Below are 22,805 nucleotides of genomic sequence, written 5' to 3'. Positions count from 1 at the left end.
ATCCCCCTTAGACTGCACAAGATTCACACTCTTCAATTTTTAATTTTTGAGTACGTGTATAGTATAGTGTTTTAATACCTTGATAGTGTGCATATAAGTAATATTTTTGAAGTTCTCTTGTTGTAATATCTGATGTAATACATAGTTCAAATGAAATCCCTTGATCTACGTGCTTTTGTGCAGTAGCAATCACATCAATTAAACGATATGTATCCATACGGTATGCTGTCTCATACATAAATGCTGCCTTGTCTACTGCTGGCATAGGATAGTATGTTTTTGAGTTACCATAAGTTCTTTCTTCTACTAATTGTTTAATTGGTGTAAGTGATGGTGTTGCACTCATCACATACCCAATTGAACCATTAGGTGCAACCGCTAAGCGGTGTGAGTTATATAAACCGTGTGTCATGACATCTTCTTTAAGTTGTAGCCAATCATCATCGGTTGGAATATAAATATTTTTAAATAGTTCTTTGACCTTATCTGTTTTAGGTAGTATTTGACCACGTCCATCAAAGTAAGATCCATCTGCATATTTAGACTTTTCAAAACGGTGGAACTTCTCACCAGTTTCTTTAGCTTTTTCCATAGAGTGTACTAATGAATAATAGTTTACGATATTAAAGAATACATCGATTAACTCAATATTTTCATCACTACCATACATAATATAGTTTTCAGCGATATAGCCGTGATGACCCATAATACCAAATCCTACAGAGCGATTTAATCTGTTTGCCTTAGCAACAGCTGGCACATGTTTAATATCTGTTTGATTTGAAACAGAGTTCATCACGTCCATTGCACCAAATACAGTTTCTTTGATGGTGTTATGTTTCATCATATTACCCATATGACCACTTGCTAGGTTACATGAAATATCCATACCAATATCATCGTTATTTGCACCATAATCACCATAGTGTGAAGTGATGGTTGGCTGTAATATTTCTGTACATAGGTTTGAGAACTTCACAGGCATATCTAGTGGATTTGCCTTATTGACGTTATCTGAAAACATAATATAAGGGTAACCAGATTCACCTTGAAGTTGTGCAATCATATCTAAGATCTTTCTAGGGTTTACTTTACGTTTTCTAACCAATGGATTATCCGCTAAAACATCATACCAGTGATCCATATCAATAGAAATATCAGCAAAGTCTTTACCGTATTGTTCAAATACGGTATGTGGGTAGAATAACCACATATCCTTGTTATCTCTTGCTAGTTCCATAAACTTATCGGGAATAACAACACCCATAGATAAAGTTTTTGCACGAATATCATCATCTGCATTTAATTTCTTAGTGGATAAGAAATCTTCAATGTCAGCATGAAAGACGTTTAAATACACTGCGCCAGCACCAGTTCTTTGGCCCATTTGGTCTGCGTATCTAAAGTTGTTGTCAAGTAGTTTTACAACCCCTACAACACCTTTCGAAACGTTAGGAATACCTTTAATGGCCTCACCTTTAGCTCTTAGGTTTGTAAGGTTAATACTTACACCACCACCTACTTTAGATAACTGCATGCTAAACTCTGATATTCTTGAAATATCATTTAGGGAATCTCCTGCTTCAAGTAGGAAACAAGATACAAACTCACCACGTTTAGATTTACCAGTATTAAGTAGTGTTGGTGTTGCCGGTGTAAAGTCTTGACTAATTAACAATCTAATTAGGTTTCTTGCTTTATCAAAATCACCATTAGCGTGATATAGTGCATTCACAGCTAATCTATCTTCATAACGCTCTAAATAGTTTTTACCCGTACGATCTTTTAAGGCATAGTCATTATAGAACTTAAATGCGCCCATATACGTTGGAAATCTAAATTTAGCTGCATATGCAATATCATATACTGTTTTAATTTGTTCCATCGTGTATTTATCTAGAAAAGCTTTTTCATAATAATCATTTTCTACTAAAAACTCTAATTTTTCTTCTAATGAGTGAAAAAACTGAGTACGTTTATTCACCTCATTAAGAAAGTAGCTTTTAGCAGCTGCCTTATCTTTACTAATATCTTTTATCTCACCATTTTCATCGGTGATCTGATTATTTAATACCACCCACTCAGGGATTACATCTCTTTTTTGATCCATTCACTTACTCCTTTTTTCCTTCTTGTTGTCTTAGTAGCCAGTTTTTAACTGCCTCTTTATCTGATTTAAATCCAGAACCTTCAAATTTCAATATCAGTGGAATTTTATATTGAGCCTCGATCTTATCTCCAGCTTTCCCGTAATTTTCACCCCAGTTTTTATTACCTGAGACGGCAACTCCAACTACATGTTCTTTGTATGTATCTAAAAAATCTTTTGTAGTTTCAGGAATTTGACCAAAATTAATACTTCTGGTCACCAAAAATAATTTATCTTTAGGCTCACCTTCATAAAGTTTTATATGAACGGCATCAAAGCCAAGACTAGTAGCAAACCTTTTTGTTTGCCCTGTTAGACTATCAAATATGATGGTCATTAGCATTCCTCCCTAGTGTGTGTATCAATCAGGTATAATAACAAGCTCCTGATTCATATAAGTTTTCTTTAAATCTATAATGCGTTGGTTTGAACTACCACGCCATAATAGATTTAAATTTTTGAGTTGCTGTATAAACGGACCATCAATTAAAATATCTGCCTCTTTTAGAATTTCATTGATGAATGGACATTCTTTTTTCTTTAGCGTCTCATAAGTGTTGCCACTATAGATATTGACATCTAAACCATCTTCATGTGCCATTTTGATTAATTCTAATACAGGCTCTGGTTGTAAGAAGGGTTCTCCACCGCTAATGGTAATACCATGTAGCAGTGGATTTTTCTTCCATTTTTTTCTAATCTCAGTGAGCTCAATGAGTTTACCTTCATCAAGTGCATGTGTTGATGGATTATGGCAACCAGGACATCTTAAATTGCAGCCTTGGGTAAATACAACAAATCTTAAACCAAATCCATCCACAATAGAATCACTAATGAAGTCATTAACGCGTAACTTAAGAGTGGAAGTGTTTGACACGTTCTTCTACTTCCTTTTTCTTAGCGTTATTAAAGCGGTCTAATGTACCTACTAAATAACCTGTAATTCTTCTGATTCTATCAAATGGTGCATCTGGTGTTTCTTTTCGTCCACATTTTGGACATTCTTCATTAATAATACCAACGTATTTACATACGGGATCAAAATCTACTGGGTGGTTAATGGAACCATATCCAATACCTTTTTTAGCCATATATTTAATAATAGCTTCAAAAGCTGGAATATTTTTAGCAGGATCTCCATCAAGTTCAATATAAGATATATGGCCACCATTTGTAAGTGCATGATATGGTGCTTCAATATCTATCTTATGGAAAGCCTCAGTTGGATAATATACGGGTATATGGAATGAGTTGGTATAAAACTCATGATCAGTAATACCTTCTAAGATACCAAAGCGTTTCTTATCCATTTGTACAAAGCGTCCAGATAACCCTTCTGCTGGTGTTGCGATTAAAGAGAAATTTAATTTATATTGACGCGCTTTGGCATCAATTCTATCTCTCATGTGTCCTATGATTTTTAAACCTAGGGCTTGTGATGCAGCATCTTCTCCGTGGTGTTTACCAGTTAATGCTTTTAGTGTTTCTGCAAGTCCAATAAATCCAATTGCTAATGAACCATGTTTAATCACTTCTTCGATGGTGTCATTGCGTCCTAATTTATCAGAATCTATCCATACACCTTGACCCATTAAGAATGGGAAGTTATATACATAAAGTTTCTTTTGGATATCAAAACGTTCTAAGAGTTGCTCAGTCACTAAATCAATGGTTTCATCTAATTGATTAAAGAACTGTGCCTCTGATTTAGAAGTTAGCGCTAGTCTTGGTAAGTTAATAGATGTAAAACTTAAATTACCTCGTCCAGTTACAATTTCTTTTTCAGGGTCATGAATATTTGACATCACACGTGTACGACATCCCATATATGCGATTTCTGTATCTGGATTCCCTTCTTTATAAAACGCTTTATTAAAAGGTGCATCTAAGAATGAAAAGTTAGGGAATAATCTTTTAGCAGATGTTGCCATCGCTTTTTGGAATAAGTCGTAGTTTGGATCGCCTAAATTTAAGTTAACACCTTCTTTTAACTTAAATATTTGAATAGGAAATATTGGTGTTTCACCACTACCTAGTCCTCTAGTAGTTGCATCTAAGATAGATGAAACCACTAATCTACCTTCATGAGATGTATCTGTTCCATAGTTAATGGATGAGAATGGTACTTGAGCACCTGCACGTGAGTGCATGGTGTTTAAGTTATGTACTAAACTTTCCATTGCTTGTTCAGTATCTCTAGTTGTTTCTTTTAAAGCCTCTTTAGTCGTAAATAAAACGACTTTATTAGCGACTTCATTATTGCCCAGTACTTCTAGTAAATGAGGATTAATTTCATCATTTAGAAGTCTTGGTTCAATACCTGTCTTACTTAAAATATCATTTAGAATGGTTTTAGCATCTAAACTAATTTGGAAGATATCAAGTGCTTTAGCTAGATTATTTCTAAAGTGTCTAACATAAGTCTTTTTAACACCGGTTGCCATATCATAATCAAATTTAGGTACAGATTGTCCACCATGTTGATCATTTTGATTTGACTGAATAGCTATACACGCTAGCGCTGCATATGTTTTGATATCTTGTGGTTCTCTTAAACTACCGTGACCGGTTTGGAATCCGTTTGTAAATAGTTTAGTTAGGTCAATTTGACAACAAGTAAGTGTTAAGGTTAAGAAGTCTAAGTCGTGGATATGAATAATACCTTCATCATGTGCTCTAGAGTGTCTAGGGTTTAAAACAAACATTCTATTAAACTCTTTTGCACCTTCACTACCATACTTTAACATCGCACCCATTGGGGTGTCTCCGTTGACGTTTGCATTTTCTCTTTTCAAATCAGAATCTGTTGATTTTGAAAATGCAATGTCATGATAAGTATGCATAAGACGAGTGTTTCTATCTCTTACTTTGTTTCTATCCTCACGGTAAATAATATAAGATTTAGCAACATCCGCATAGTTTAATTCTATGAGTGTACGTTCTACTTCATCTTGTATATCTTCAACGGTTGGAATTTGCTTTTTAAACTTACTATCTACCTTATTTAGTACACCTGTTGTGACCTCATCTGCAAGTTTTGGATCCTTTCCTAGTGCTATAAATGCCTTAGTAACGGCATCGTTAATCTTTTCTGGATTAAATCTTACGATTCTTCCATCTCTTTTCTTTATCTTCTCTAACATGGTTTTATACCCCTTTTCACATATTGTTTAGAGTTACTAATCGTCATCAGGGTATAGCTGTCCATTAAGAAAATAAAACTAGAAACTTAAAGGATTTTGTATTCCCGGATGTTTGAGTATATACATTTTATACAAAGGTAAAGTCATTTGCAACTCTAACAATTATGTAAATGCTTACGGTCGTTTTCATAAAAAAACACCTTGCATTGAAGGTGTTTTTGTGCTTTAAATAATGTAAGAAAATGAATGTAACTACATCAACTTTTTACAGTTGTTTTTAAATACTTTTTACTTGTTACTGTAAAGCCATTAAATAAGAAGTTAGCACTTGGTATGAATGAAAACGTAAGTGCTTCATCTTCAAATTTAAATTTATACTCTGCGAAAAATGGCGTTTCAATGTATAAGATTTTTAGAGTTAATTCGTTATCTTCGTAATTTGGTATGACCCAATGTTTTTGATTAACTACTTTTAAGTCTTTAGCATAATGGCTCATGCCATAAGTTGTTTGATCAAAGTTGTACTCGATTTTATCTGTTAAGCCATTATTAAAATGTAGTAAAAGGTAACCGTGACTAAACTCTAAGGTTTCAATTTCCAGTTTGTTTGATTCTACGTGATACGTTTTATGTAAGTTAAAGTTATTTTCTTTAGGTGCTTCTTTAAAAGTTAACCCTGAAACAAACGCTTCTAATTGACCAGTTTCAATTGCAGGTACTGATTCCCTTGTAAAGTGTTTATAAATCATTGCGTATAAGAATTCATAATCTGTAAACTGTGCAGTTGAAATAAAGGCTAAATCATTAAAGATTACGACAATTTGACCAAATGCTCCATCTGCCCTATAACTTAAGTTAGGTGACACATGGAATTGAAAACCATATTGGTAACCGATTGCTTTAGCATTCGGGTTGCCTACATAGTCTTGCTTTATAGCTTGAGGTGATGTCGCCATATCAAGATATGCTTTAGAGACAAGTTCTTTACCTTGATAGTTTCCGTGATTAAGTAAGAGTTGGCCAAGTTTAATTAATGCATCATTATTTACACTTAAACCATAGCCACCAAAATTAAGCCCTTCTGGTGCTTTTGACCAGTGGAAATTTGTAATATTTAGTGGTTCAAATAGATGTTCTTTTAAGTAATCCTCTATAGTAACTCCTGTGATCTTAGTAAACAGTGCACTTAACATATGTGATGTAGCTGAGTGATATTGATAGTGTGTACCTGGTTTATAAGCCACTTCTTGGCTTAAAAAGTAGGTTCTATAATCACCAGTCTTTAGCATCTCAAAATTATTTTCTTTAACAATACCACTCGTCATGGTAAGGATATGTCTAATGGTTATCTCACTAATTAAAGGATCATAATTTGCTGGTAGTTCATCTTTAAAATAACCAATGATCTTTTCATCTAAATTAATAAGCCCTTTATCATATAACATACCAATTGCTAAAGATGTAAATGATTTTGTGATAGAAAAAACTAACTGTAAACCGTCTTTAAGGTATGGTTCTTTCTTGTAATCAAACAATACTTCATCTTTGTTAGCTACTGTAAAACTAATCATGCTTAACTTTTTGTTATCTTCTACTTCTTTTAAGAAGTTGTAGATTTTCGCTTCTAAATTCATCCTGACATCACCTCATGTAATTAATTATTTATAGATTATCTTCTAAATCTTTTAATTTACTCGTAGTTTTATTATTATAACATTAAACCATTAAAAAAACCTTCATTTTATGAAGGTTTTAAGTTGATTCTATATTATTAATTAAACATCTATGATGGTTGTACTATCCGCTTTTAATGCTTTTAGGTGTACATAGTAGTTATGCATAGATAACATGATATAAGGCATTGCATAAAGTAAGTAAATACCAAATGTAATCATCCCTAATAGGATGTGACCGATAAATGAAAGTCCAAAAATGAATAAATCCATCTTATAACCTTCTGTTAGTTTCCCACTTTCTTTAATTGCATCAAATATATCCATATCTTTGTTTTCACTCATAATAAAGATAGCTTGACCATATTTAAGTGCTACATAAATACCTGGAATAATAAGTAAGAACATGCCCACCATGACTGCAATACTTACAATTAATCCAACAACAAATATTTTAAGTCCATGTTCAATGTCCTTAAAATAATTAAAGAGTGGTTCAAGTTGTACATCTTCTTTATTCAGTACATCTTTACCAATAACAAATAATCCAGCAGTTAAGATAGGTCCTACAATGAACCCAACAACTGGTATCCCGCTTAATACACCTACTACAATAATGGCTACTAAAAACATCAATCTTTTACCAACTAATGCTTCTTTAGCCTCCATTTTAATTGCACTTCTATTCATTTTTTATACCCCCTTGTATAAATGAATCCACCTATATTATATTACAATTGTAAATTTTGTATATTCATTTTCAACTGACTCAACACTAATGTGTCCATGGTATTTATTAACAATGTGTTTTACTATTGCAAGTCCTAGTCCAGTACCCGGTTCTTTTCTTGCTTCATTCACACGGTAAAACCTTTCAAATACTCTGTCTTGATCTTTAAATGGAATTCCTAATCCAGTGTCTTCAATAATGAAGACTATCTGGTTTAGATTTCTTTTTAAGTCGATTTTAATCGTACCGTGTTCTTTGTTATATTTAATGGCGTTTTCTATCATGTTTTTAAATAGTTTTGTTATATCTATTTTATCGCCTTCAAATGAGATGTCATCGATATTAAGTTCTACTTTAATCGATTTTTCTTGAATTGATTTATGGTAATAATCTAGTGTATCTAATAACATTTTCTTTAAATCAATGGTTTCAATTGGTCCATCAACAAACGTTTCTAAACGGCTTAGCATAAGCATATCATCAACAAAGCCTTTCATGTAGTCTGCTAGCTCCACCATCTTAGTAGATACTTCCTTAGCTTCACTACCTGTAATGATTTCATGCTGAATTAATTCAGCATAACCACGTAACACCGTAATCGGTGTTTTAAGTTCGTGCCCTGCATAACTAAAGAAATCTTTTTTAACGTTTTGAAGTTGAACTTGATCGGTTAAGTCTTCAATAATGACTAAAACAAAGTTTTCTTTACTTTGTTCGGTTGAAATGGTGTTAACATTTAAGTTCTTGTGTCCTATTTTATAGTTTTGTTTCTCATGTGATTTGGATTCAAATGTTTTTAGGATTTGTTCTTTGATGACGGTATGTCTAATACGGTTCATAAATAATCTATCTTTAGTATCCACTATATGCAGAAGGTTTACTGCAGTGTCATTGGCATAGATGATTTCTTTTAAGTGGTTAATTAAAATAATTCCTTGACCAGCAAAACTAGACATAAATAGCATTTGATCTTCTTTTGCTTTTAATTCATGGTTTAGTCTATCAAGTTCTTTGACTAAAAAGTCTCTGTCGACTGCTTGTTTATTAATATCATATCTTGCAAAATATGCTTTATATTCAAAATATAAGGCAATAACTAATATTTCTCCGGTTGCTAGAAATATTAGATATACAAATATATTAGACATTTCTGGATGAAGTATCTGGTTTACAATAAAAAACAAGGTTAATAAAATACCTACATATATACCTAAACGTATAAATATTTTTTTATTTAAATCCATAGTACTTTTCCTTTTTATAGACTATAACCGATACCACGTATCGTTTTAATTTCTATATTTGCACCTTTTAATTTATCTCTTAATGATTTAATATGCATGTCTAAGGTTCTCGTCTCAATTGAGACATCCATTTGCCATATTTCATTAAAGAGTGTTTCTTTGGTTACGACTTTACCGTCATTTTTCATGATAAGATAAAGTATATCAAACTCTTTAGTCGTAAGGGCAACTTCATCATTACCTACAAAACATTTATATTTTTCTTTATCAATGGTGACATTACCTTTAGTAATAATGCTACGCGCACCTGATTTTCTTAAGTGGGCATTCATTCTAGCGGTTAACTCTAAAATACCAAATGGTTTAGACATATAGTCATCAGCTCCCAAATCAAGGGCTTTTACTTTATCCATTTCGGTATCAAGTGCAGATAGCATAATCACAGGTAGTTCTTTGTAAAACTCTCTTAATTTAGCGAGTACTTCTAGACCAGACATATCTGGTAGAAGTACATCTAAGAGTACTAAGTCTGGTGCTTTTTTTCTAACAGCTTCTAAAAAGTCATTACCTTTCATAAAGCCTTGTTGTTCATACCCGGCATTTATAATTGTCTTTTGGATGATATATGATATTTGCATATCATCTTCTAAAAAATATATTAACATAAGTTTATAAGCCCTTTCTTAAAACAATGGCGTTTTCTTGTGTTCACCTGTAATCATAAATATGGTCCACTCTGCTAAGTTCACTGCGTGATCCGCTACACGTTCCATGTATTTAGCAACCATAATCACAGATACTGCATATTGTGAATCAATGGAGTCATTTTTAATTTGTTCTGTTACAGATGCCATAACATCGTTAAACTGAGCATCTACAATATCATCATCTTCAATGACTTGTCTTGCTAACTTAACGTCTTGTTTAACAAAGGCATTAATTGCATTTAATACCATTTGGTAGGCTGCTTCACTCATAATCGTTGTTTTTGGTAAAAGTCTTTGGTTTTTTAAGTCCCCAATATGTATAGTTTGTTCTGCAATATCGGTTGCATGATCCCCAATACGCTCAAGGTCTGTAACTAACTTTAAGATACCAGTAACAACTCTTAGGTCTTGAGCGTAAGGTTGTTCTTTCCAAATGACTCTTAAAGCAGCCTTTGAAATATCTTCTTCAAGCTGATCAACTTGATCATCAGCTTTCATTAAACTTTCAGCTTTTTTTAAATTATTAGTTTTAAAGGCTAAAAAAGACTCATTAATATTATTTAATACAAGGTCCGCCATCGTTACGACTTCACCTTTTAATTCTTCGATTGCTTTTAATAAAGATGCTCTTAATGCTGACATAGATATTCCTTTCTTAGATTAACCGAATTTACCGGTAATATAATCTTCTGTTTGTGAGTGTTTTGGATTAGTAAATATTTTGTTTGTTTCATCAAACTCAATAAGTTCACCCATATAAAAGAATGCAGTTTTATCAGATATTCTGGCTGCTTGTTGCATATTATGCGTAACTATAACTATAGTATACTCTTTTTTGAGTTCTAAAATCAATTCTTCTATTTTAACAGTAGCTATAGGATCAAGTGCCGATGTTGGTTCATCCATCAAAATAACTTCAGGTTTCATTGCTAATGCTCTAGCTATACATAGTCTTTGTTGTTGTCCACCAGATAAGGCAAGTGCCGAATCATGAAGACGGTCAGAAACTTCATCGTATAACGCAGCTTCTTTAAGAGAGTTTTCAACTATCTTATCTAATATGTCACGTTTTTTAACACCTTGACATCTAGGGCCATATGCAATGTTATCATAAATACTCATAGGAAACGGATTAGGTGATTGGAAGACCATACCTACATTCTTTCTTAATCCATAAATATCTATATGTTTATCATAGATATTTTGGTTATGATAACGAACTTCACCTTCAATTTTTACATTTTCAATTAAATCGTTCATACGATTTAATGTTCTTAAGAAGGTTGATTTACCACAACCAGATGGACCAATTAAAGCAACTATTTCTTTAGAACCAATTTCTATATTAATATTTTTTAAAGCTTGTTTTTCACCATATGACAAATTTAGGTTTTGAACTTCAAATGTTTTAATTTCGTTTTTCATCAAACTGTCCTTCCATTTCTTCTCATAAATCGTTTAGATAAAAACTTCACTAGTAGATTTAACATAAGTACCATCATTAATATAATGAGGGCAACCGTATTAGATAGTGCAACGTTTGCAGGTTCATCTGACATCATCGTTAAGATATGTACTGCAAGTGATGTTGAACTACTTGTAAGTGATACATCATCTTTAATGGTTGCACCAATTGCAAAGACAAGTGCTGCCGATTCACCAATGATTCTACCAATTGCAAGTAGTGTTGCTGTTAATATACCTGAAAATGCGCTTGGTAGGACAACCTTGAAAGTTGTTTGTGTTTCATTTGCACCAAGTGCAAGGGAAGCAAATCTATAATCCATAGGTACCACTTTAAGTGATTCTTCTGTGGTTCTAATAATTACTGGTAAGACAATAACCGCTAGAGTTAACGCACCAGATATTAGGTTACCACCGGTTGCACTTGTAAGTGAAATCGTAATTGGTACAAAGAGTGCCAACCCCATAAGACCATAAATAATAGATGGTACACCAGTAAGTGTTTCAATAAATGTTCTAAGTCTCTTATTAAACCAATTATCACTCGCATACTCATTTAAGTATATAGATGCACCTATACCAATAGGTAGTGCAAATACTAAGGTTAATCCGATAAGTACTAAAGTTGTAATAATAGATCCTCGAATACCACCACCTGGAGTTTGAAATTCAAACTCTCTAATACTATCCACCATATCCAATATACTTATCATATTTTCTGCACCTTGAATAGAGAGTGCAGAAGGTTGATTCGTAAATGCAATTCTTACAACAGCATATTTATCTTTAAGTTCGAGTTCACCTTGACCAACACCTTTATTCACCATATGAAGTAATGGTGAATCTTTGTGTACATAATCAATAAAGATTACATTTTTACCTAATAGGTCTATATCATCTCTTAGTGCAATACCCCATTTTGTAGAATAATACACATCCTCTTCTAACTCAAAATCAATGGTGTAGTTACCCACACTGTAATCTTCTTTTAATTCCGTAACATAAGTTACAGATTCATAGTTATTTAAGATTAAGTCCATATTAAGTAGTGGAATACCTTGGATAAATACATTAACCACTATTAACATCAATACAGCAAAACTTAACAATGCTCCGCCATAAGTTAATATATTTCTAATGACATCTTTATATCGAAATTTAGGTTTATTTAACATCGATGTTACCCACCTTTTTCTTTATAAAGTTTAGGATGGCATTCGTTAATAGAATAATAACCATTAAAATAATACCCACGGAAAAACGAATATCATAATCAATACCGGTTGTTTCCTTCATACCTTCTAACATGATAGAAGTTAATGTAGAAGTTGTATCTAAAATATCAAATGAAAAACCACTTTTTCTACCACCAGCAACTAAAGATACTGCAGTCGCCTCACCTAGTGCTCGACCAATACCTAAAATTGCTGATGCAAATATACCGGATTTTGCTGCAGTTAAAACCACTTTAAAATTGGTTTGAGATTTGGTTGCACCAAGTGCAAGGGATGCATTAACAATCTTTTGATTCACACTACGAATTGCCACCTCAGAAATAGAAGCAATTGTCGGTATTGTCATAATTGCTAAAACTAAAATAGTAGCTAGCATGGAGTTACCACCTTTAGATTGGTAACCAAAAGCTGCCGATAAATTATATACAAAAGGTTTAATGATTGTAGCACCAAATAAACCAAAAATGATCGATGGTATCGATGCTAAAATTTCAATGATTGTTCTAAATGTTTCTGATAGTTTTTTTGGTGCGACTCTCGCAATAAAAAGGGCAGTCATTACACCAATTGGTAAAGATATTAATAAAGAAAGTAATGCAATAAAAATTGTTGACACAATAATAAATCCGATACTATACAAGTTGGACTGGAAAGCAGTACCTGTAAGCCATGTATCACCGGTAATAAATCTGAAGAAATCTACACGCCCTAAGCCTTGATTATACGTGACAAAAGGGGTTATCCCCTTAACGATAATGACCCCTACGATGATAAAAATAAATGAGGCTGAGGCGATTGTAAATGCATACAATACGCCTCTAACCATTTTATCTATTAATTTATTATGGTGTTTTATATTATTTGATATATCCGTCATATAACCCATCCTTACTTGAACACATAACCTATGCTTGGGCTTCTAAGATTGCACCCCAAGTTTTATAAGTGCCATTGTAAATACCTTTTAGTTGTTCAGCAGTAATGTTAGACACTGGATTGTTTTTATGTACAATCGCAACAATTGCGTCCCACGCTAATTGTCCCGTATGTTCGACATCTGAACCTGCAATTTCACTTGCTGTAAACGGTCTTGATGAGAATCCAACATCTTTACCTACTGATGTATCTTTTACTGCTGGATCCCAAGTTCTTTTGAATGCATCACCAGAACCTGTGTGATCATGTTCAGCAATAAAGTTACCAGCTTTAGGTTTAAATGCGTTTGTAAGTGCTTCTGCTACTTTTTGGATAGAGTCAGATCCACCAAATCTTACAGTAACGCCTGAGTTATCTTGATTTGTAATTGGATGATTTGCTTTAATGTCATCCCATGTTTGTGTTGCAGGTAGTGCAATGGCACCACTGTTATTAATAATATCTGCTGCATCCGTTGTACCTAAGAATGCAACAAAAGCTTCTACTAACTGTTCAACAGTTTCTGATGCATAATCACCGCTTGCTCTTGTCATATACATAAATGGTCTTTTTAATCCATAAGTATCATTTAATACATTTGGAACCGTTGGTTTTACACCTTCGAAATTTAAGCCTTTAATTTGGTTATTTAGTGTAGATAATGAAATATAACCAATACCATATTCATCTGTTTGCATGGATGTAAATATTTGAGTGTTATCTTGTGTAACAAACCCTTGCACTAATAATGAGTCGTTTGCAGATGCTTCTTTAAACCCAATACCTTCCATAAATCCAGCACGCGTTCCAGAAGTTGTATCTCTTGTATAAACTACGATATTAGCATCTTCTTTAAACCCATCATTTGATGGTCCACATGCTACAAGTAATACTGATAAAACTATAACTGATAAGATTGAAAAAGTTTTTTTCATGTTATCTCCTTAGATTTAAATTTTCTACCCTAATTATAGACTTTTAAAATGGATAGAAAAACCAAATGATGTAAGGAGATTGTAAAGATTTTGTAAAGTTATTTTTTAATACGTTTACTCATAATTGTTGAAGATAGTACAAGTAGTCCTATACCTAATACAATGCATCCTATCATAATAGCAATCATTGGTACGTCTATACCTAGTATACCTAACTCATTAAACCCATACACTTTTTTAAGTTCCATCATCACTTCATTATATTGTTCCAGTGATTCAAACTTGTTTGGATCAAACAAATCAAATGCTTGTGTCATCACAACACGCTTTAACAAAATATTCATATGTGTAAATGGTACAAGGCTAGCAACCTTTGTCATAAACTCTGGTAACACAAATAGTGGCATATAAATACCTGATGTAAACCCGATTAATGTACCAAACACACCAGATACTGCGCCAAATGCATTCACTGATTTTATTAATGATGTAATAAATATCATGATTGCAGTAGAGATAAATGAAAACAATACAACAAGTAAGATACTTTGAATATAAATCATGAATGCTAAATGTTCACCGGTTGAAATACCCATAATTAAAAAGGCAGCAACTGTTAGTAGTATTGAGATAATAACTGTAATAACAAATGAAGATAGATAGTAAGCTAGTATGACTTTATAACGTTTTACTGGTGTGACTAGAAAACTATCAATTTGACGATACTCAAAGTCATTAATGATGTTACCCAAATTACCTAATGGAATAGATACGCTATTAATTACAATTAATCCAGGGATTAATTGTGAGTACACTAAGAATGTAATTTGGTTATCTGTTAAGATACCTTCTAATCCATCCGGTCTTAAGTTATTACCTAAAAATAGGATATATAATCCAAGTAAGATAATAACTGATAGGAATGAGAAAAAGACTGCTGTTTTATCTCTTAAATAGGCTTTGATGTTACGATTTACTAACGATATTGTACTATACATTTTGTTCACCTACTACATTGACAAACACATCATCTAATGTACCCTTTACAACTTCAAATGTTTTAATGTTTTCTTTAATATCTGTAATTAAGTCCAGTGTATCTTGAGTATCCTTAATCTCAATGTAATATTGATCAGCAATGAGTTCATATACTCTTTTTTGTTTATCTAAATAGTTAATCAGTAACACTTTATCTTTAGGTACAACTCTAAAGTAGTCCTTAGAATACTTATCCTTTAACTCCGATGGTGAACCATGTACAACAATATTTCCCTTATGGATAACGACAATATGATCTGCATTGGCAGCTTCTTCCATGTAGTGTGTTGTTAAAAATACTGTGATACCATCATGTTTTCTTAAATCATTAATTACACGCCAAATCACTTGGCGTGTTTCAGGGTCAAGCCCTGTTGTTGGTTCATCTAATATAAGTAGTTCCGGATTAGAAAATAATGCTCTGGCAATTTCTACTCTTCTTTTTTGCCCACCAGATAAGGTTTTAAATCTTTGGTTTTCAATTTCAATTAAATTAAGTTTTTCCGCTAAAATTTCATATCTAGCTAAAACTTCTTTTTTTGAACTTAAATATAAAGCGCCTCTATTAAGTAAATTTTCCTTAACTGTAAGTGTTCCGTCTAATACGTTATCTTGAAAGACGACACCGATATGATTTCTAATGTAGTTTTCATCCTTCTTACCATTTAAAAGGACTTCACCTCCATCTTTTTCAAGTAGTGTGATAATCATTCGAATAGTTGTAGACTTTCCTGCACCATTTTGACCTAAAAAGGCATACAATTCACCTTTTCTTACATAAAAAGAAATATTGTTAACGGCAGTTAGGTCACCATATTTCTTGTGTAGATTATTGACTTCTAATATTTTTTCCATGTATTCCTTTTCCCTTTTCTAAAACAATTTATTTATTTTCTTTGGATGTACATAAACTTCTATTTCTTCTTTTAATGTCTTAACTATAATTTCACCCGTTGGACCCGCTTCACCATCTACATTCCAAATATATTTTCCTGGTAAAGTGATTTTTGCATAATCTGTGGTGATATGTATATCATTGTGGAAATATCTTCCTTTAAACAAATAAAACCAAATGATTTTCATCCATGAAAATACATGGTTTCTTGTAAAGATACGAATATTTACTTTACCATCATTAAACTTCGTATCTTTTGTAAATTTACTAATATTAAATCCCCCTACTCTAGAACCAGACGCGATTAATATAAGAAAGGCTTTTCTATTAATTTTTAAGTTACTAGTCTCTAGACATAGATCCATATGATACTTATTTAATAAATCCCTTTTAGCATTCATCAAGTAACCAATAGAACCTAGCTTTTTTAACCTGACTCTATCAATGTCATAACTTACATTAGAAAACTTACCTGCTGCTGCAGCATACACAAAGTATTCATTGTTTAAGCAATATACGTCACTATATCTATAATGATTAGTTTTTAAAAGTGCTAAATTAAAATCTAAGTCTTTACCTAAGCCTAGCATCGTCGCATAGTCGTTGGTTGTACCAAATGGTAAAACTAAAAGTTTTGGTCGCTTATGTTTTTCTATACTCATAAGACCATTAATGACTGAATGAATTGTACCATCGCCACCAGCGATGGTGAGTACATCATAATTTGACGCTAGTCTTTCAATGTCATGTGCTACTTTATCCGTTACCCTAACATCATATATATCATAATTAAAGTTGTTTAATTTAAAAAATGTTTTGATTTTACCAAAACTTTGCATAAACTTTCCATTACCTGAAGATACGTTGTATATTAGCAATATGTTCATAATCATTTCCCCTGAGGACCTTATAGTTCCATTATATAATATTATTATGATAAGATTAATTAAACGAGGTAAAAAAATGAGAACAATACATGCAATCAGTCAAGACCCTTACTTTAATTTGGCTTGGGAAGAATATATATTTAAACACATCCATAAAGATGAGGATATTTTTTTGTTGTGGCAAAACGCACCATCTATCGTACTTGGAAGAAATCAAAATGTATTTGAAGAAGTCTATTTAGACTATATTGTTAAAAACCATATACCCCTAATACGCAGAAACTCTGGTGGTGGTACAGTCTATCATGATCTAGGTAATATCAATTTTAGTTTTATGACAAGTGCTAAAAGCACAATCAATAATTATAAGTTGATGACAGAAAAGATTACAAAAGCCCTAAATAAGTTAGGTATTCCTGTTGAATTCATTGAAAAGTCAGACTTAAAAATTAATGGACTAAAGGTCAGTGGAAATTCTCAGTTCGTCTTTAAAGATAAACTACTGCATCACGGCACACTCCTTTTTAATTCTAATTTAGATACACTAAATAGTGTAATTAAACCTAAGCATGATGCAATCGATAGTATTGGTGTGAAGTCCAATCGTTCTTTAGTCACCAATTTAAAAGATTATACAACACTTTCTATAGAGGAAATGAAATCTTATTTATTAAAAGAAATAAGTGGTGAAAGTGAAGTGTTAGAATTATCTTCAAAAGATATAAAGAAAATTGAAATGCTTAAAGAAGAACGCTATTTATCATTTAACTGGAATTACGGACAATCTCCAAAATCCACAATTGTTAAGTCTTTGGGGGACTACAGTATTAAATTGACTGTGAGTTTTGGTCATGTTGAGGACTGTATTATTATGCATAATGATACGGTTGCACTTTCTTTATCATCTAGTTTAGTTGGGGAAAGACTTTTCCCAACCGACTTAAGTTTCTTAAAGAAAAAAGCACCTGAAGTATATCAGATGCTTTTTGAGTAAGTTATTATGATAAATCGCCTAATAAAGGTACTACCACTTTTTCAAATTGACCAATAATTGGTCCTAATAAGAATGCTGATACTAATGTAAACCAGCCGATTTGAATAAAGTCATTTGCAATAAATGCTAATGTAACAGCAATTGTAATCATGACTGCTTCAATTGCAACTTTTGCAACCCATGTCTTTTTAATGAAGTTCTTCAAGTGAACTAAAAATACTTCTGATGGTGCAAGTGGCATTGTTTTGTTTGTAATAATAATGGATAAACTAAATCCTAATAAGATTAATCCTACAAACGCCATACCTGCATTAAACCACATATCATGGCCGGCTGCACTATAGTGTATTAATACATATTTAAACCATAAATCCATTAATGATCCAAATCCAAATACAATAATTAATGACCAGAATACATAAGGCTTTCTAATAATTGCAAAGTTTATTAAAACCCATACAAGACCAAATAGAATCGATGACATACCGATTGTAAAGAAATCGTTTGGAATTAATTCAGATAAATAGTAGCTAATTGCATCATAAGGGAATGCACCTTGTTCGGTTTTTACAATAAGTGATACAGCAAACGTCATAATTGAGAAACCAACAACATGCGTCATAATTTTTTTAAATAATTTCATAGTTCTTCCTTTAAATAGTATTTTATTTTTTGTTAACATTCTATTATACTAAAAAATATATAAATACCAACATAAAAATAAAACTTGGTGATTTCCCCACAATATGAGGGATACACCAAGTTTTTATTTTATAAATTATATTAAGTATTAAATATGGATTGCTTTATCAATTGCACCGTGTGCAGCTTCTTTAGTTAATTCAGAAAGTGTTGGGTGTGGGTGAACTGCATGAGCGATTTCATGTGCAGTAGCCTCAGATGTCATAGCAACAGCATATTCAGAAATTAATTCTGTAGCATTATATGCATAAATATGTGCACCAAGAACTTCTAAGTATTTTTTATCCACGATTAATTTAACAAAACCTTCTTTTTCACCATCTGCTACAGCTTTACCAATTGCAGCAATAGGTACTTTAGATACTTTATAATCTAATCCTCTCGCTTTAGCTTCTCTTTCAGTTAAGCCAATCGCTGCAATTTCTGGGAAACCATAAATTGCTGAAGGGATTTGATCATAGTTCATCTTAGCGTGACCTATTTTTAGGATATGTTGAACAGCTGTGATACCTTCATGTTCTGCAACGTGTGCTAACATGAATTTACCGTTAACGTCTCCAATAGCGTAAACACCAGGAACATTGGTTTGTAGGTATTCATTTGTTTTAATGTTTGCGCGGTCCATTTCTAATCCTAAATGCTCTAAGCCTTTAGAATTTGCACGTGTACCAACTGACATTAAAATTAAGTCACCTTCAATAGTAGTTTCTTTACCATCTAATCTATAAGTTACTTTATGGTCATCAACCTTTTTAACTTCTGCTTTAGTTAGAATTTCGATACCGTCACGTTTTAGTGTTTTAGTATATGCTGTACGGATATCATCATCCATAGTTGGTAAGATACCATCCATCATTTCAATGATAGTTACTTTAGAACCAAATGAATTAAATACTGTTGCAAACTCAACACCAATAACACCACCACCTACGATAACGATGGATTTTGGATAGTTCTTAACATTTAATAATTCACGGCTTGTTACAACAATACCTTTTTCATACGCTTCTTTAACACCAGGAATTGGTGGCACTACAGCAGATGAACCGGTTGCGATAATAACATTTTTAGTTTTTAGTGATTCGCCGTTTACGACAACTTCATTTGCTGATCTAATATCACCAAATCCGTTATAAACGTCTACACCATTTTTCTTTAATAAGAATGCGACACCATTAGTTAATTGCTTAACAACGCCATCTTTTCTAGATACAATTTTTGACCAGTCAAAACCAACTTCACCTGATGTAGATACACCATAGTCCATTGATTTTTTAACTGTGTTAAATACTTTAGCAGATTTTAAGAATGTTTTAGTTGGAATACAACCGTGGTTTAAACAAATACCACCAACAACCTCTTTTTCTACAAGTGCGACTTTTGCACCATATTGTGCAGCTTTAATCGCAGCTACGTAACCGCCGGGACCTCCACCAACAATTATTATTTCATATTCTTTTGACATTTTGGAGTTCCTTTCTTAGCTTAATAACAATAATGTAGGGTTCGTTAATAACTCTTTTACTCTCATTAAGAATCTACCACCGTCTGCACCATCAATGATTCTATGATCAACAGCTAATGATAATGGTAATGTATGTGCAATCTTAATTTCATTGCCTACAACCCAAGGTTTTCTATCAATCTTACCAATACCTAAGATTGCTAATTCTGGGTAGTTAATTACAGGTGTTCCAAATGCAATACCTGCTGAACCAAAGTTAGTGATTGTAAATGTTCCACCAGTTTGTTGATCCATTGAAATCTTTCTTGCAATTGTATCATCAGCAAGTGTACGAATTTGCGTAGCAAGTTCAAATACACTTAATCTATCTGCATTCTTGATGTTTGGAACAATTAAACCGTCTGGTGTATCAACAGCCATACCTAGGTTAATGAATTTTTTAATATACACTTCATCTGTATCATGGTTAAATGATGCATTGAACATTGGGAATTCTTTTAATGCAATTAATACTGCTTTAGCAATAAATGACATGTAAGTTAATTTAATACCCTTAGATTCAGCTAAACCTTTAGCTTCATTTCTAAAGTTAACTAATGCATCTACATTAATTTCATCCATTAATACTGTTTCAGGAATAATAGATTTAGAACGTGTCATTGCATTAGATACTGCTTTACGTAAACGTGTGATCTTAACAACTTCAACATCACCTTGTGGTTTACCTTGAGCAGCAAAACTTGGAGCAACTGAAGTAGATGCTTGTGCTGGAGCTTGTGCTTGTTGAACTGGTGCTTGAGCGTTAGCTGGTGCTTTAGAGTTTTGAACATCATCTTTCATAACTCTACCTTGTTCACCACTACCTTTAATAGTTGCAATATCAACACCTAAATCACTTGCTAATTTACGAGCAACTGGAGATGCTAATACTTTACCAGTAGTTGCAACTACATGAACTTCTTCAGAACCACCAATGATATCATCAGATACTTCAATTTCACCAACAACACCTGCACCCTTTTTAGGTTCAGATACTGGAGCTTCGGCTGGAGCAGTTTGTGCTAATGTAGCACCCTTTTCTCCAATTAATACAACTGTTTCGCCTACGTGAATCACTTCACCTTCAGCTTTACCTAATTTAAGAATTGTTCCATCTACTGGTGATGGTAATTCAGCGTTAACTTTATCTGTTTCAACAACAACTAATGTTTCGCCTTCTTTTACTTTATCACCAACTTTGAAGTTCCATTGTAGAATTGTTCCTTCATGGATACCTTCTCCGATGTCAGCAAATTTAAAATCATAGATATCTGCACTTGCAGCTTGAGGTGCTGCAGCTGGTGCTGGAGTTGGAGCTGATGCTTGAGCAGGCGCTGGAGCAGCAGCAGGTGTACCTGAGCCGTCATCGATTGTAACAATAACTTGCCCAACGTGAATTTCTTCACCTTCTTTAGCACCTAATGAAACGATTGTTCCATCAACTGGAGATGGTAATTCAGCGTTCACTTTGTCTGTTTCAACAATTACTAACGTTTCGCCTTCTTTTACTTTATCTCCAACTTTAAAATTCCATTGTAAGACGGTACCTTCATGGATACCTTCGCCGATGTCGGCAAATTTAAATTCATACATATGTCGTACCTCCTTATGGTCTTGCTTTAGCTAATTTTCTAATGTAGGCAGCAATCTTTTCAGGTTGTGGGAAGTGATAATGTTCGCCTCTAGCTAAAGGTACTGTAATATCAAATCCTGTAAAACGTACTGGAGCAGCTTCTAAATGGAAGAATGCTTTTTCATTAACCATTGTAATAAGTTCTGCAGCTGGACCATAAGATTTAACAGCTTCTGTAACAACCATGAATTTACCTGTTTTCTTAACAGAGTTTAAAATAGTTTCTTCATCAATTGGAGAAATAGTTCTTAAGTCGATAATTTCAACAGAAATACCTTCTGCTTCAACTAACTTAACAGCTTTTTCAACTTCACGTACGATAGAACCCCATGCAACAACAGTCATATCTGTACCTTGTTTAGCAACTTTAGCTTTACCAATTGGAATTTCATACATTTCTGCAGGAACTTCTTGTTTACCAGCTCTATATATTCTCTTAGGTTCTAAGAAAACTACTGGATCTGGATCATTGATTGCAGCTAATAGTAAACCTTTTGCATCATACGGTGTAGAAGGTGTTACTACTTTTAAACCTGGAATTGAACCAAATAAAACTTCTAATGCCTCTGAGTGGTGTTCTAATGCACGGATACCACCACCGTGTGGTAAACGTAATACCATTGGAACAGTAAATTGTCCACGGCTTCTGTTACGCATACGTGCAGCGTGTGTAACTAAATCTGTATAACCTGGGAAAACAAACCCGTCAAATTGAATTTCAGCGATTGGTTTAAGACCGTTAATTGCCATACCTACTGCAGAACCTACGATTGCAGATTCAGCAATTGGAGTGTCAAATACTCTTGTTTCACCATATTTCTTTTGAAGGCCAGCTGTGACACGGAATACCCCACCTTCAAAACCAGCGTCTTCACCAAATACAACGATAGACTCATCTTTTTCCATTGCTTGGTCAATTGCTTGATTAATTGCTTCTAATAGTGTGATGATTGCCAT

Annotated in this window: 21 protein-coding genes; 1 reads left to right on the top strand and 20 read right to left on the bottom strand. The window is 33.1% G+C overall.

Annotated features, from left to right (window positions below):
• Window positions 1-7: 7 nt before the first annotated feature.
• The 16 genes from nrdE to IY230_RS03850 form a co-directional block, all read right to left on the bottom strand.
• A complete protein-coding gene (gene nrdE / locus IY230_RS03925) occupies window positions 8-2,110 on the bottom strand; it encodes a class 1b ribonucleoside-diphosphate reductase subunit alpha (RefSeq protein WP_196370021.1) in 2,103 nt (700 codons plus the stop codon).
• Between the two features lie 4 nt (window positions 2,111-2,114).
• On the bottom strand, window positions 2,115-2,486 hold the full coding sequence (gene nrdI, locus IY230_RS03920; RefSeq protein ID WP_196370020.1) for a class Ib ribonucleoside-diphosphate reductase assembly flavoprotein NrdI: 372 nt from the start codon (window positions 2,484-2,486) through the stop codon (window positions 2,115-2,117).
• A 24-nt stretch (window positions 2,487-2,510) separates the two neighbouring features.
• On the bottom strand, window positions 2,511-3,026 hold the full coding sequence (gene nrdG, locus IY230_RS03915; protein WP_196370019.1) for an anaerobic ribonucleoside-triphosphate reductase activating protein: 516 nt from the start codon (window positions 3,024-3,026) through the stop codon (window positions 2,511-2,513).
• Window positions 3,004-5,292, bottom strand: coding sequence for an anaerobic ribonucleoside triphosphate reductase (locus IY230_RS03910; RefSeq protein ID WP_196370018.1), 2,289 nt, complete (start codon window positions 5,290-5,292; stop codon window positions 3,004-3,006). Before IY230_RS03910 ends, nrdG begins: the two co-directional genes overlap by 23 nt.
• Before the next feature lie 257 nt (window positions 5,293-5,549).
• Window positions 5,550-6,926, bottom strand: coding sequence for a serine hydrolase domain-containing protein (locus IY230_RS03905; protein WP_196370017.1), 1,377 nt, complete (start codon window positions 6,924-6,926; stop codon window positions 5,550-5,552).
• Between the two features lie 141 nt (window positions 6,927-7,067).
• Window positions 7,068-7,655: a DUF975 family protein gene (locus tag IY230_RS03900; protein ID WP_196370016.1), complete on the bottom strand. Its 588-nt coding sequence runs from the start codon at window positions 7,653-7,655 to the stop codon at window positions 7,068-7,070.
• A 36-nt stretch (window positions 7,656-7,691) separates the two neighbouring features.
• Window positions 7,692-8,939 carry a sensor histidine kinase gene (locus IY230_RS03895; protein ID WP_196370015.1) on the bottom strand — a complete coding sequence of 416 codons (1,248 nt, stop codon included), beginning with the start codon at window positions 8,937-8,939 and terminating at the stop codon, window positions 7,692-7,694.
• A gap of 14 nt (window positions 8,940-8,953) precedes the next feature.
• Entirely contained in the window at window positions 8,954-9,604 is a 651-nt protein-coding gene (locus tag IY230_RS03890) for a response regulator transcription factor (protein ID WP_196370014.1), read from the bottom strand.
• An 18-nt stretch (window positions 9,605-9,622) separates the two neighbouring features.
• Window positions 9,623-10,288, bottom strand: coding sequence for a phosphate signaling complex protein PhoU (gene phoU / locus IY230_RS03885; protein ID WP_196370013.1), 666 nt, complete (start codon window positions 10,286-10,288; stop codon window positions 9,623-9,625).
• An 18-nt stretch (window positions 10,289-10,306) separates the two neighbouring features.
• Entirely contained in the window at window positions 10,307-11,071 is a 765-nt protein-coding gene (gene pstB / locus IY230_RS03880) for a phosphate ABC transporter ATP-binding protein PstB (protein ID WP_196370012.1), read from the bottom strand.
• Window positions 11,071-12,285, bottom strand: a complete 1,215-nt coding sequence (gene pstA / locus IY230_RS03875; protein WP_196370011.1) for a phosphate ABC transporter permease PstA — start codon at window positions 12,283-12,285, stop codon at window positions 11,071-11,073. The genes pstB and pstA overlap by 1 nt, the downstream gene beginning before the upstream one ends.
• Window positions 12,275-13,222, bottom strand: a complete 948-nt coding sequence (gene pstC, locus IY230_RS03870) for a phosphate ABC transporter permease subunit PstC (protein WP_230852592.1) — start codon at window positions 13,220-13,222, stop codon at window positions 12,275-12,277. The genes pstA and pstC overlap by 11 nt, the downstream gene beginning before the upstream one ends.
• A 28-nt stretch (window positions 13,223-13,250) precedes the next feature.
• Window positions 13,251-14,195: a substrate-binding domain-containing protein gene (locus IY230_RS03865; RefSeq protein ID WP_196370009.1), complete on the bottom strand. Its 945-nt coding sequence runs from the start codon at window positions 14,193-14,195 to the stop codon at window positions 13,251-13,253.
• A 98-nt stretch (window positions 14,196-14,293) separates the two neighbouring features.
• Window positions 14,294-15,193 (bottom strand): ABC transporter permease, encoded by a 900-nt coding sequence (locus IY230_RS03860; RefSeq protein ID WP_196370008.1) that lies wholly within the window; start codon window positions 15,191-15,193, stop codon window positions 14,294-14,296.
• On the bottom strand, window positions 15,186-16,088 hold the full coding sequence (locus tag IY230_RS03855; protein ID WP_196370007.1) for an ABC transporter ATP-binding protein: 903 nt from the start codon (window positions 16,086-16,088) through the stop codon (window positions 15,186-15,188). Before IY230_RS03855 ends, IY230_RS03860 begins: the two co-directional genes overlap by 8 nt.
• A gap of 18 nt (window positions 16,089-16,106) precedes the next feature.
• Complete coding sequence (locus tag IY230_RS03850) at window positions 16,107-17,015, bottom strand: diacylglycerol/lipid kinase family protein (RefSeq protein ID WP_196370006.1); 909 nt, start codon at window positions 17,013-17,015, stop codon at window positions 16,107-16,109.
• 76 nt (window positions 17,016-17,091) lie between these two features.
• Here IY230_RS03850 and IY230_RS03845 point away from each other — a divergent pair, with 76 nt between their 5' ends.
• On the top strand, window positions 17,092-18,009 hold the full coding sequence (locus IY230_RS03845; protein WP_196370005.1) for a lipoate--protein ligase family protein: 918 nt from the start codon (window positions 17,092-17,094) through the stop codon (window positions 18,007-18,009).
• 4 nt (window positions 18,010-18,013) lie between these two features.
• Here IY230_RS03845 and IY230_RS03840 read toward each other — a convergent pair whose 3' ends face one another.
• From IY230_RS03840 to IY230_RS03825, 4 genes are all read right to left on the bottom strand, one after another.
• On the bottom strand, window positions 18,014-18,652 hold the full coding sequence (locus tag IY230_RS03840; protein ID WP_196370004.1) for a YczE/YyaS/YitT family protein: 639 nt from the start codon (window positions 18,650-18,652) through the stop codon (window positions 18,014-18,016).
• 147 nt (window positions 18,653-18,799) lie between these two features.
• Entirely contained in the window at window positions 18,800-20,176 is a 1,377-nt protein-coding gene (gene lpdA, locus IY230_RS03835; RefSeq protein WP_196370003.1) for a dihydrolipoyl dehydrogenase, read from the bottom strand.
• A gap of 15 nt (window positions 20,177-20,191) precedes the next feature.
• The gene (locus tag IY230_RS03830; RefSeq protein ID WP_196370002.1) at window positions 20,192-21,808 is read right to left on the bottom strand and encodes a 2-oxo acid dehydrogenase subunit E2; all 1,617 of its coding nucleotides are present in this window, start codon (window positions 21,806-21,808) and stop codon (window positions 20,192-20,194) included.
• A 13-nt stretch (window positions 21,809-21,821) separates the two neighbouring features.
• A complete protein-coding gene (locus IY230_RS03825) occupies window positions 21,822-22,805 on the bottom strand; it encodes an alpha-ketoacid dehydrogenase subunit beta (RefSeq protein WP_196370001.1) in 984 nt (327 codons plus the stop codon).

This window comes from Acholeplasma laidlawii (genome assembly GCF_015709225.1).
Classification (GTDB): Bacteria; Bacillota_I; Bacilli_A; order Acholeplasmatales; family Acholeplasmataceae; genus Acholeplasma; species Acholeplasma laidlawii_A.
This window is presented reverse-complemented; position numbering and strand designations above follow the sequence as displayed.